General features: G+C 64.1%; 14 protein-coding genes. 8 read left to right on the top strand and 6 right to left on the bottom strand.

The window, feature by feature from the left end; translation table 11 throughout:
* From ACQKJZ_RS07635 to ACQKJZ_RS07610, 6 genes are all read left to right on the top strand, one after another.
* Nucleotides 1–1,130: cbb3-type cytochrome c oxidase subunit I (locus ACQKJZ_RS07635; RefSeq protein WP_427730598.1), on the top strand; the 1,130-nt coding region annotated here is incomplete at its 5' end.
* A gap of 3 nt (nucleotides 1,131–1,133) precedes the next feature.
* Nucleotides 1,134–1,772, top strand: coding sequence for a cytochrome o ubiquinol oxidase subunit III (gene cyoC / locus ACQKJZ_RS07630; RefSeq protein ID WP_312486977.1), 639 nt, complete (start codon nucleotides 1,134–1,136; stop codon nucleotides 1,770–1,772).
* Nucleotides 1,769–2,176: a cytochrome o ubiquinol oxidase subunit IV gene (gene cyoD, locus ACQKJZ_RS07625; protein ID WP_409529564.1), complete on the top strand. Its 408-nt coding sequence runs from the start codon at nucleotides 1,769–1,771 to the stop codon at nucleotides 2,174–2,176. The genes cyoC and cyoD overlap by 4 nt, the downstream gene beginning before the upstream one ends.
* Complete coding sequence (locus tag ACQKJZ_RS07620; RefSeq protein WP_427730597.1) at nucleotides 2,176–2,889, top strand: SURF1 family protein; 714 nt, start codon at nucleotides 2,176–2,178, stop codon at nucleotides 2,887–2,889. Before cyoD ends, ACQKJZ_RS07620 begins: the two co-directional genes overlap by 1 nt.
* Complete coding sequence (locus ACQKJZ_RS07615; protein WP_427730596.1) at nucleotides 2,886–4,196, top strand: ATP-binding protein; 1,311 nt, start codon at nucleotides 2,886–2,888, stop codon at nucleotides 4,194–4,196. Before ACQKJZ_RS07620 ends, ACQKJZ_RS07615 begins: the two co-directional genes overlap by 4 nt.
* Nucleotides 4,196–4,729: a response regulator transcription factor gene (locus ACQKJZ_RS07610; protein ID WP_427730595.1), complete on the top strand. Its 534-nt coding sequence runs from the start codon at nucleotides 4,196–4,198 to the stop codon at nucleotides 4,727–4,729. Before ACQKJZ_RS07615 ends, ACQKJZ_RS07610 begins: the two co-directional genes overlap by 1 nt.
* A 19-nt stretch (nucleotides 4,730–4,748) precedes the next feature.
* On the opposite strand, the gene ACQKJZ_RS07605 is transcribed toward ACQKJZ_RS07610, so the two are convergent.
* The 5 genes from ACQKJZ_RS07605 to ACQKJZ_RS07585 all read right to left on the bottom strand — a co-directional run bounded on the left by ACQKJZ_RS07605 (nucleotide 4,749) and on the right by ACQKJZ_RS07585 (nucleotide 8,434).
* Nucleotides 4,749–6,575: a DUF885 domain-containing protein gene (locus ACQKJZ_RS07605; protein ID WP_427730594.1), complete on the bottom strand. Its 1,827-nt coding sequence runs from the start codon at nucleotides 6,573–6,575 to the stop codon at nucleotides 4,749–4,751.
* A gap of 173 nt (nucleotides 6,576–6,748) precedes the next feature.
* Nucleotides 6,749–7,231 (bottom strand): hypothetical protein, encoded by a 483-nt coding sequence (locus ACQKJZ_RS07600; protein WP_427730593.1) that lies wholly within the window; start codon nucleotides 7,229–7,231, stop codon nucleotides 6,749–6,751.
* A 53-nt stretch (nucleotides 7,232–7,284) separates the two neighbouring features.
* On the bottom strand, nucleotides 7,285–7,533 hold the full coding sequence (locus ACQKJZ_RS07595; RefSeq protein WP_312486968.1) for a hypothetical protein: 249 nt from the start codon (nucleotides 7,531–7,533) through the stop codon (nucleotides 7,285–7,287).
* Nucleotides 7,530–7,874 (bottom strand): phage holin family protein, encoded by a 345-nt coding sequence (locus ACQKJZ_RS07590; RefSeq protein WP_427730592.1) that lies wholly within the window; start codon nucleotides 7,872–7,874, stop codon nucleotides 7,530–7,532. Before ACQKJZ_RS07590 ends, ACQKJZ_RS07595 begins: the two co-directional genes overlap by 4 nt.
* A 5-nt stretch (nucleotides 7,875–7,879) precedes the next feature.
* The gene (locus ACQKJZ_RS07585; RefSeq protein WP_427730591.1) at nucleotides 7,880–8,434 is read right to left on the bottom strand and encodes a hypothetical protein; all 555 of its coding nucleotides are present in this window, start codon (nucleotides 8,432–8,434) and stop codon (nucleotides 7,880–7,882) included.
* Between the two features lie 159 nt (nucleotides 8,435–8,593).
* Here ACQKJZ_RS07585 and eno point away from each other — a divergent pair, with 159 nt between their 5' ends.
* Nucleotides 8,594–9,874, top strand: a complete 1,281-nt coding sequence (eno, locus tag ACQKJZ_RS07580; RefSeq protein ID WP_427730590.1) for a phosphopyruvate hydratase — start codon at nucleotides 8,594–8,596, stop codon at nucleotides 9,872–9,874.
* 65 nt (nucleotides 9,875–9,939) lie between these two features.
* Nucleotides 9,940–10,221, top strand: a complete 282-nt coding sequence (locus ACQKJZ_RS07575) for an FtsB family cell division protein (protein WP_427730599.1) — start codon at nucleotides 9,940–9,942, stop codon at nucleotides 10,219–10,221.
* A gap of 57 nt (nucleotides 10,222–10,278) precedes the next feature.
* On the opposite strand, the gene ACQKJZ_RS07570 is transcribed toward ACQKJZ_RS07575, so the two are convergent.
* Nucleotides 10,279–11,103, bottom strand: a complete 825-nt coding sequence (locus ACQKJZ_RS07570) for an alpha/beta fold hydrolase (RefSeq protein ID WP_427730589.1) — start codon at nucleotides 11,101–11,103, stop codon at nucleotides 10,279–10,281.
* Nucleotides 11,104–11,180: the final 77 nt, after the last annotated feature.

Below are 11,180 nucleotides of genomic sequence, written 5' to 3'. Positions count from 1 at the left end.
GGGGTCACCCAGAGGTGTATATCCTGGTTCTGCCGGTGTTCGGCGTGTTCTCCGAAGTCACCGCAACCTTCTCCAGAAAACGCCTGTTCGGCTATACCTCACTGGTATGGGCAACCATCGCGATTACCGTTCTGTCGTTCATCGTCTGGCTGCACCACTTCTTCACCATGGGGTCCGGCGCGAACGTTAACGCCTTCTTCGGTATCGCCACCATGATCATTTCCATCCCGACCGGGGTGAAAATCTTCAACTGGCTGTTCACCATGTACAAGGGGCGCATCCGGTTCGAGCTGCCGATGATGTGGACCATCGCGTTCATGCTGACCTTCACCATCGGTGGCATGACCGGCGTTCTGCTGGCCGTTCCGCCCGCCGACTTCGTGCTGCACAACTCGCTGTTCCTGATCGCCCACTTCCATAACGTGATCATCGGCGGCGTGCTGTTTGGCGCCTTCGCCGCGATCAACTATTGGTGGCCCAAGGCCTTCGGGTTCAAGCTCAACCAATTCTGGGGCAAGGTGTCGTTCTGGCTGTGGGTCATCGGCTTCTGGGTCGCCTTTACGCCGCTGTACATCATGGGCCTGATGGGCGTGACGCGTCGCCTTCATCACTTCGAGGACCCATCGCTGCAGATCTACTTCATCATCGCCGCGCTGGGCGCGCTGATGATCGCGGGTGGTATCGGGGCCTTCCTGGTTCAGATCGGCGTGTCGATCTGGAAGAAGGAAGAGCTGCGCGACGTGACCGGCGATCCCTGGGACGGCCGTACGCTGGAATGGGCGACCTCGTCGCCGCCGCCGGATTACAACTTCGCGTTCACGCCCGTCATCCATGAGCTGGATGCCTGGTACGACATGAAGGACAAGAAGGCGCAGGCACCGACCGAGGGTTATCGCGCGATCCACATGCCCAAGAACACCGGCACCGGCGTCATCATCGCCGCGCTGTCGACCGCCGCCGGCTTCGGCATGATCTGGTACATGTGGTGGCTCGCCGCCCTCGGCCTGATCGGTGTCGTCGTCGTCGCCATCTGGCACACGTTCAACTATGACCGCGATTACTACATCCCCGTCGAGGAAGTCGTGGCAACGGAAAGCGAGCGGCGTCGGCTGCTCGGTCAGGGAGCCTGATCCATGTCGACCGATGTTCTGAGCGCCGATCCGGCGAAGAACCCGACCTATTATCTGGTCGAGGACGAGGATCATCATCACGAATCCGGTGGCTCGACCGCCATCGGGTTCTGGATGTACCTGATGAGCGACTGCCTCATCTTCGCCATTCTGTTCGCCACCTATGGCGTGCTGGGCACCAGCTATGCCGGCGGGCCGACCCCGCGGGAGATTTTCGAGCTCCCGCTGGTCGCGCTCAACACCGCGATGCTGCTCTTCTCGTCGATCACCTATGGCTTCGCCATGATCGCGATGGAGAAGAATCAGAAGTCGCAGACGCTGATCTGGCTGGGCATCACCGGCCTGTTCGGTCTCGCCTTCCTGTCGATCGAGCTCTACGAGTTCAGCAACCTCATCCATGAGGGTGCGGGTCCGCAGCGTTCGGCCTTCCTGTCGTCCTTCTTCACGCTGGTCGGCACGCACGGTCTCCACGTCACCTTCGGCTCGATCTGGCTGGTCACGCTGATGGTGCAGGTCGGCCGCTTCGGCCTGATCCAGGCGAACAAGCGTCGCCTGATGTGCCTTTCGATGTTCTGGCACTTCCTGGACGTCGTCTGGATCGGTGTCTTCACCTTTGTCTATCTGCTCGGAGTTCTCCGGTGAGCGCGCATCATCCCCACGGTCATGGCGACCACGCCAACCTCGACCATGATCTGCATTCGCATGGCGACACCCATGGTCACGGCTCGCTCAAGGGCTACATGATCGGGTTCGTGCTGTCGGTGATCCTGACGGCCATCCCGTTCTGGGCCGTGATGACCGGCGGGCTGGGCGATACCCAGACGACCGCGCTCGTCATCATGGGCCTCGCCTTCGTGCAGATCGTCGTCCACATGATCTACTTCCTTCACATGAACACCAAGTCGGAGGGTGGCTGGACGATGATGGCGCTGGTCTTTACCGCCGTGCTGGTCGTCATCACGCTCAGCGGATCGATCTGGGTCATGTATCACATGAACACCAACATGATGCCGGACATGGCCGCCCAGCTGGGCGGCGGCATGTAATGGCGGACGCCGGTACCGCGGGCGGGCGGCGCGGCCGCTCGCTGCTGGTGCCGGCAATCCTTACCGCGATCGGGCTCGCCCTGATCGCGGGGTTCGTTTCGCTGGGCGTGTGGCAGCTTCATCGCCGCGCCTGGAAACTGAACCTGATCGCGACGGTGGAGGCGCGGTTGCACGCCGCCCCTGTCGCGGCTCCTCCGACCGCCGGCCCCGGCGACGTCTATCGCCGCGTCACCGCTCGCGGGACATTCCGCAACGATCGCGAGACCTTCGTGCAGGCGGTGACCGAGCGCGGCCCCGGTTTCTGGGTCTTGACCCCGCTGGTCGGTCCTGACTTCACCGTGCTGGTCAATCGCGGCTTCGTGCCGGCGGAAAGGCGCGCGCACCATGATCGCCCCGCCGGGCCGGTACGCGTCACCGGGCTGGTTCGTATCAGCGAGCCCGGCGGCGCCTTCCTCCGGTCCAACGATCCGAAGGCCGACCGCTGGTATTCGCGTGACGTGGCGGCCATCGCCGCTGCCAAGAAGCTGGGCCCGGTCGCGCCCTATTTCATCGATGCCGACGCCACGCCCAATCCCGGCGGCTATCCCGTCGGCGGGCTGACCGTCGTGGCGTTCCGCAACAGTCATCTGTCCTACGCACTGACATGGTTCGCGCTGGCGATCCTGACGGTCGTCGGGCTCGTCATCCTGTGGCGGCGCGGGCGCGACGGATGAGCGGCGCGTCACCCTATCTGCCGTTCACGGTTCGCCCGCGCGAGCCCGACGCGGCCGCCGGTACCGCCAATATGCGCCAGCTCATCCATCTGCGCTGGATGGCGGTCGCCGGGCAGCTCGTGACGATCATCTTCGTCAACCGGGTGATGGGTGTCCAATTGCCTCTGGTGGCGATGATGGGCGTCCTGCTGATGGCGGTCGCGATCAACCTCTTGAGCCACTTCCGACTCCGCTTTCACGGCATCACCAATACCGAACTGCTGTTCGCGCTGATGTTCGACGTCGGCACGCTGACGCTGCAATTGTTTTTGGCGGGCGGCGCGACGAACCCCTTCATCTCGCTCTACCTCATACAGGTCGTGCTGGGGGCGGTGTTGCTGGAGATATGGTCGGCCTGGGCGTTGGCTGGGATCACCGGCATCTGCTTCGGATTGCTTTCCTTACATCACCGGCCGCTGGCCTTTCCGCCCTGGCTATTCGGTGACATCGCCGGACTGCATACGCTGGGCAATTGGCTGGGCTTTGCGATCGTCGCGGTGCTGCTGATCCTGTTCGTCACGCGGATCAGCGAAAATCTCCGCCAGAACGCCGCGCGCATCGCAGATTTCCGACAACAGGCGTCGGAAGAGGAGCATATCGTCCGCATGGGCCTGCTCGCCTCCGGGGCCGCGCATGAACTGGGAACGCCGCTCGCCAGCTTGTCGGTGATCCTGAGCGACTGGCGGCGCATGCCCCGCTTGCGCGACGACGCCGAACTGATGGGCGAGATCGCCGAGATGCAGGCCGAGGTGCAGCGGTGCAAGGCGATCGTCACCCGCATCCTCCAATCGGCAGGCGAGCCACGCGGCGAGGCCCCCGAACTGTCCGAGGTCGGTTTGTTCATCGATGCCATCGTCGGCGAATGGCGCCAGACCCATGCGCAGGTGCCGTTCGATTACGCACGAAGCGACGATGACGCGGCGATCGTTTCCGATCCGGCGATCAAGCAGGCGGTGTGGAACGTACTCGACAACGCGGCGGAGGCGTCGCCACGCTGGGTCGGGCTGGCCGTCACGCGCGAGGGCGAAACGGTTGCGATCCGCATATCCGATCGCGGCCCGGGCTTCACCCCCGCGACGCTGGCCCATGTCGGTCGTCCCCAGCAATCGACCAAGGGCGAGGGCCACGGCGTCGGCCTGTTCCTGGTATCGAGCGTGGTCCGCAAGCTGGGCGGCCGGCTGGAGGCGATGAACCGGCCGGAGGGTGGCGCGACGGTGACGCTGACCCTACCTTTGGGTATGATCGGCATCACGGATCGGAAGAAATAATGGACGGCGAGCGCTCGCTGATAATCGTCGAGGATGACGACACATTCGCCCGTACGCTGCAACGCTCGTTCGAGCGACGCGGCTATGAGGTCCGGGTGGCCAACAGTCCCGACGCGTTGATTGCGATACTGGCTGAAATGACGCCGCGCTATGCCGTAGTCGACTTGAAGCTCGGTCAGGCGTCGGGCCTCGCCTGTGTTCAGACGCTGCACGCGCATGACCCTGACATGCTGATCGTCGTGTTGACCGGTTTCGCCAGCATCGCCACGGCGGTGGAGGCGATCAAGCTGGGCGCGTGTCATTACCTCGCCAAGCCGTCCAATACCGATGATATCGAGGCCGCGTTCCACAAGGCCAGCGGCGACGCCACGACCGCGATCACCGATCGCCCCAGCTCGATCAAGACGCTGGAGTGGGAGCGGATCAACGAAACGCTGGCCGAGACGAATTTCAACATCTCGGAGACGGCACGGCGGCTGGGCATGCACCGCCGCACGCTGGCGCGTAAATTGGAGAAGCGCCACGTCCCCTGACGCGGCGCTCCCCTGATCGTCAGCGGCGTTTTTCGGCCGCGATCCAGTCGTCGATTTTCTTTTCGAGGACCGGCATGGGCAAAGCACCGGTGTCGAGCACTTCAGCGTGGAAGCGACGCGGATCGAACCTGATGCCCAGATCGGCCTTGGCCTTCGCCTTCATCCGGCTGATCGTCAGCTGTCCGATCTTGTAGGCCAGCGCCTGGCCCGGGATGGCGATATAGCGTTCGACCTCGGCGGTTGCATCGGTACGCGCCATCGGCGAATTGGCGAGCATATATTCGATCGCCCGGTCGCGCGTCCAACCCTTGGCATGGATGCCGGTGTCGACGACCAGCCGCATCGCGCGCAGCATCTCGTCGTTCAGGCCACCCATCCGCTGATAGGGATCGGTCTCCATGCCCAGCTCGGGCCACAGCGTCTCGGCATAGAGCGCCCAGCCTTCCGCATAGGCGGTATTGCCGCCGAAGCGCATAAAGGCCGGAAGCGCCGCATTCTCCTGCGCCAGGCTGATCTGGAAATGATGCCCCGGCACCGCTTCGTGCAGATAGAGCGTATCCATCTCCCACATATAGCGCGAGGGGAGGTCATAGGTGTTGTAGTAGAATACGCCCGGCCGTGAGCCATCGGGCGTGCCGCCCTGATAGGAGCCGCCGGCATCGGTCTTTTCCTTGAACGCCGGCACCGGCCGGATTTCCAGCGGGGTCTTCGGGATCAACGAGAATTGCTCGCGGATACGCGCATCGACGCGGCGGCCGATCGCTTCATAACCTTCGCGAAGCTGCCGCGCCGACTTGGGCTGGAATTGCGGGTCGGTCCGCAGGAAGGTGAAGAACTGCGCCAGGCTGCCCTTGAAGCCCACCGCCTGCTTCTGGACCTCCATCGCCTTCAGGATACGCGCGACCTCCGACAGGCCGAGTTGATGCACATCCTCGGCCTTGAGCGGGAGCGTGGTGTTCTGTTCGATCAGATAGGAATAGAGTTTTGCGCCGCCCGGCATCCCTGACAGCCCGACGCTGTCGCGGGCGACCGGCAGGTAGGTGCCCTTGAGGAAGTCGCGCATCCGTCGCTGGGCGGGGATGATGACGTCGCGAAGCTGGGTCGCATAGGCGGCGGTCAGGCGCGCCCTGTCGGCTGGCGGGATGGCGGCCGGGAATGTTTTGACGGGGGCGTAGAAGGTCGATTCCTCGGGTGTGCCCGCCAAAAGATTGTCGAATTGGGCGATCATGTTGCGGACCACCAGCTTGGGCTGCACGACGCCGCTCGCCATGCCCTGTCGGAAGCGACCGATCGCTTCGTCCAGCATGCGGGCATATTCGGCGTTGCGCTTCAGATTATTGTCGTAATCCGCCACCGTATTGAACGGCGCCGCTCCCTGACCCGAGGCGAATTCGGGATAGAAGGTCTGGATGCCATAGAAGTGATCCATCGGCCGCACGATGGTCAGCGCGACGATCGCCGGGTCCAAGCCCTTCAGCGTCATGTCGCTCTGATGGCGGAATACGTCATAGGCGATCTGGTCGGTCGGGGTCAGCTTGGCCCGGTCGATCCGGGCAAGCTCCGCCAGATCCTTCTGGGCGGCGGTCCGTTCGGCGGCGATATAGCTATCGGAGAAAAAGTCGCCGATGCGATCGGCGCGGCGCATATCGCCGCGAAAGATCCCGTTGATCGGGTTGCGGGCCAGGCTTGCCTCGTCGCTATCCTGGAACAGCCGCTTCAGGCGGGCATCCTCGGGCCCGTCACCGGGCTGTGCAGGGGTCGGCGGCAGCGCCTGGGCATGAACAGGCGCGGTCAAGGCGGGCAACGACAAAGAGGTCAGCAGGGCGGCGAGGGGAAGAAGGCGCAAGCGGAAGTCCCGTTCGATCAGAGAAGACCCGATGGTAGAAAGCCCCTCTGGTCCCCGCAACCCGATCGACCGGCTTATCCACCGATCATTATTCACGTGGCCGACATACGAAAAGGCGCATCGTCATTCTCCACGAATGACGATGCGCCTTGCGAAGATTGGACGGTAAGCCGTTAGACGATCGACGCTTCGTTCGTTTCCGACTGCGTCTTGTTCGTCGCCGCCTTCGCAGCGGCCGAACCGGCATTGCTGGCGACCTTCACGACATCATCGAGCAGCGACTTGGCGCGATCCTTGGCCGCGTGCTTGGTCAGCCCGGCTTCTTCCAGTTCACGCATACCCGTCTCGCGAGCGGCCTGCGTCGCCTGACGAACGGTTTCGCCGAGCTTCTTGCCGAGCGGGGCCAGCAATTCCTTTTCACGGGTGCTGCGCGGGATCAGCGCGCCGGCGATTGCGCCGACCGCCAGACCACCGACCAGAATGCCCAGTGGGTTGGCCTCCATCGTGCGGGCCGTCTTGTGCGCGACCTCGGCCGCCTTGTCCTTGGCGTCGTGATAGGCATGCGATGCGCTTTCCCGGCCGTGCGACAGGGTTTCGCGCAGGCGGCCATTCTGCTGATCGCCGTCAAGGGCGGTGTGGTTGGTTTCGGTGGTCATTGCGATCATCCTCCTGGGCTGTGCCGACGCTGTCTGCCCGTCGGCGGGCCAAATCACTTGCGCTTGAACAGACGGCAGATGCGCCGGCGGTTGAGCAGAAGCCCGACGACCGCCACGCCGCCGGCCACGGCCGCCGGATTGCTCCGGGCGGTGTCCAGCCCCGACTTGGCGGCGGAGAGCCCGGCTTCCTTGGCCTGTGTCGCCAGAGCATGGGGCTCCAGGCGGGCCTGGATGCGCGACGCGGTCTGGTTCATCCGCTCCCGCGCTTCGGCCGCACGCGTTTCGGCTTCGGTCACGGTCATGACTGTTCTCCCGTCAGGCGCGACTTGCCGACCATCGCCAATATCCCGGCGATGACCAGCACGGCGCCCACGACAATCAGCGTCGCACCGAGCGGTCCGGTCAGCGGCGTCAGCGTCATCACGAGCCCGACCAGCAAGGCGATCAGTGCCGCCAGCGCCAGCACGCCCGCGATGGCGAAGAAGATCGCCGCGTTGCGATAGCGACTGACCTTGTCGCTGGCGCGCGCCTTGACCAGATCGATCTCGGCCGCGACGAACGACCGGCCGTCATCGACCAGCTGGGACACCAGCGCGGTCAGCGTCTCGGGCTCCGCTACCGGAACCGCCTGGGGAGCAGCCACGCGCGTCACGCTACGGCATTGTCCGATGCGCGGGTTTCGATACCCGACTGCACCACGCGCGCGACCACGAAGCCGAGCGCCGCCGCGATGCCGACGGCCACCGCCGGGCTCTTGGCGACGAAGGCGCGCGCATCGTCGAGCAATTCCTCGACATCCTTGTCCTTGATCGAATCCGAGAAGCCGGTCACGGTGTCCGCGGCCGTACGGGCATATTGCCCATATTGCTGCCCCAGCTTCTCATCGACCTGGCCCGCCGCGTCGTTCAGCAGCTGCGCGACCTGATCCAAAGCCGAGCCGGCCTTCGTCTTGCCGTCACCCGCCAGCGCATAGACCTTGTCCACGGCCTGCTGCTGGAACTTACCGGCGCCGTCTTTCACGGTCTGCTTGGCATCGGACAGCCCGGACGTCTTGCTGTCGGTCGAATCCGCCTGGGCGCCGTCGCTGTTTCCAAAGCCCGCCGAGGCGGTAGGCGCCGCCACTTCGGGGGCGATGCCGGCATTTCCACCGAAACTGGGTGTCGTGTCATGCTGCGGCGGAAACGTGCTGTCGATATCAGCCATGGGGAAATCCCTTTCCTTCTTGGCCCGGCGGACCGGGCAGTTCGCCTCTTAACCCCGGCGATGGAAGCACGGTTCCATGCTTTTCCCGCAATTGCCCTTGACGCGGTCACGCGATAGAGGCCGCCGGAGACCTTCTGGCTGATGTAGGAGCATCGTTACGTGACCGCAATCATCGACATCCACGCGCGTCAAATCCTGGACAGCCGGGGCAATCCCACCGTCGAGGTCGACGTGCTGCTCGAAGACGGCAGCTTCGGCCGCGCCGCCGTTCCCTCGGGCGCGTCGACCGGCGCGCATGAGGCGGTCGAGAAGCGCGACGGCGACAAGAGCCGCTGGATGGGCAAGGGCGTCGAAGCGGCGGTCGAGGCGGTCAATGACGAGATCACCGACGCGATCCTGGGCATGGACGCCGAGGATCAGGCCGATCTCGACCGCGCGATGATCGAACTGGACGGTACCGAGAACAAGGGCCGGCTGGGCGCCAACGCGATCCTGGGCGTCAGCTTGGCAGCGGCGAAGGGGGCGGCCGAAGCGCGCGGCCTGCCCCTCTATAAATATGTCGGTGGCGTCTCGGCGCATCTGCTGCCCGTGCCGATGATGAACATCATCAATGGCGGCGAACATGCCGACAACCCGATCGATTTCCAGGAATTCATGATCATGCCGGTCGGTGCGGCGAACATCATGGAGGCCGTCCGCTGCGGCTCGGAAATCTTTCACACGCTGAAGAAGGCGCTGCACGAAAAGGGTCTGGCGACCGGCGTGGGCGACGAGGGCGGTTTCGCCCCAAACATCGCCTCCACTACCGAAGCGCTCGACTTCATCATGGCCTCGGTCGAAAAGGCCGGGTACAAGCCGGGCGATGACGTCATGATCGCGCTCGACTGCGCCGCGACCGAGTTCTTCAAGGACGGCAAGTACAATATCTCGGGCGAAGGCAAGATCCTGTCGAGCCACGAGATGGCCGACTATCTCGCCAACCTGACGCGCCAGTATCCGATCCTGTCGATCGAGGACGGCATGGCCGAAGACGATTGGGAGGGCTGGAAGGCGCTGACCGACATGATCGGCGACAAGGTGCAGCTGGTCGGCGACGATCTGTTCGTCACCAACCCCAAGCGTTTGAAGCAGGGCATCGACGGCGGCTATGCCAACTCGCTGCTGGTGAAGGTCAACCAGATCGGCACGCTGACCGAGACGCTGGAGGCCGTGTCGCTGGCGCAGCGTTCGCGCTATACCGCCGTCATGTCCCACCGCTCGGGCGAGACAGAGGACGCGACGATCGCCGATCTGGCGGTCGCCACCAACTGCGGCCAGATCAAGACGGGCAGCCTCGCACGGTCGGACCGGCTCGCCAAGTACAACCAGCTGATCCGCATCGAAGAGGAACTGGGTGACTCGGCGCGCTATGCGGGCCGCGATATTCTCATCGGCGCTTGAAATCGAAGGGCGTCGGTACGAGAATGGGTTCCGTGACCAGAAAACCGTCGCCTTTCATTCGCACCATGCGGCGGGCCGCGTTGCCCGCCCTTGGCCTGACGATTGTCGCATTCTTCGGCGCCTATGCGGTGCTGGGGCGCAATGGCCTGCTGGCCTATGGCGAATATCAGCGCCAGCTCGTGAAGCGTGAGCAGGAATATGCCCAGCTCGACAAACGGCGGACGGTGTTGAAGAACCGGGTCGGGTTGCTCGACCCGGATCACGCCAACCCGGACATGGTCGACGAGATGGTTCGCAAGGAGCTGAACGTCGCGCACCCGGACGAGGTTATCGTCCCGCTCAAGTGACGGGCGGAAGATTCGAAAAAGGGGCGGCTTTCCAAAAGGATCGCCGCCCCTTTTCCGTCAATGGCCCAGGAAGGTCAGGATGTCGCGGGTCAACCGGTCCCCGTGCGTGACGTTCAAACCGTGCGGCGCGCCGTCATATTCGACCAACTGCGATTGGGCGATGCCCGCCGCTGCCGCGCGTCCAGCGGCGTCGATCGGCACCGTCTGATCGCCCGTGCCGTGAATGACCAGCGTCGGCACACGGAATGCCGCGAGGTCGGGACGGAAGTCGGTTTGGCTGAACGCTTCCGCGCAGGCCAGGGTCGGCTTCAGGCCGGCCTGCATGGCGACGCTCGTCGCCCAGTCGAGCATCTCGTCGCTGACCGGGCTGGAGATATAGCCGACGCCGAAGAACTGCTTGAAGAAGGTATGGCGCAGGAAATGCGCGCGATCGTCCTTCAGCCCCTGCGTGATCTGATCGAAGACAGACTGCTCGGTACCATCGGGATTGTCCGGGGTCTTGGCCATATAGGGGACGACCGACGCGATCAGCCCGGCGGCGATCACGCCCTTGCCGTCATGCCGGCTCATATAGCGGGCGACCTCGCCGCCACCCATGGAAAAGCCGAACACAGCTGCGTCCTGCGCGCCCGTCGCCTCCAGCACATCGGCCAGATCGTCGGTGAGCGTGTCATAATCGTATCCCGACCAGGGTTGACCCGAACGACCGAAGCCGCGCCGGTCATAGGCGATGGCCCGAAATCCGGCCTCGGCCAGCGCCATCATCTGCGCGTCCCACATATCCGCCGACAGCGGCCAGCCATGCAGCAACACGACGGGGCGGCCTTCGCCCCAATCCTTGACATAGATATCCGTACCGTCGCGGGTCTTGAGATAAGGCATGGTATTTCCTGACATATCGGGAAAGGGAAAGCCTGAACGGGCACGACGATGGGCCGTTCCGTTCCCGCCATGCCTGC

Source organism: Sphingomonas sp. NPDC019816 (assembly GCF_050274375.1).
GTDB lineage: Bacteria > Pseudomonadota > Alphaproteobacteria > Sphingomonadales > Sphingomonadaceae > Sphingomonas.
Note: the sequence above shows the minus strand (reverse complement) of the source record. Positions and strands in the feature narration are given on the sequence as shown.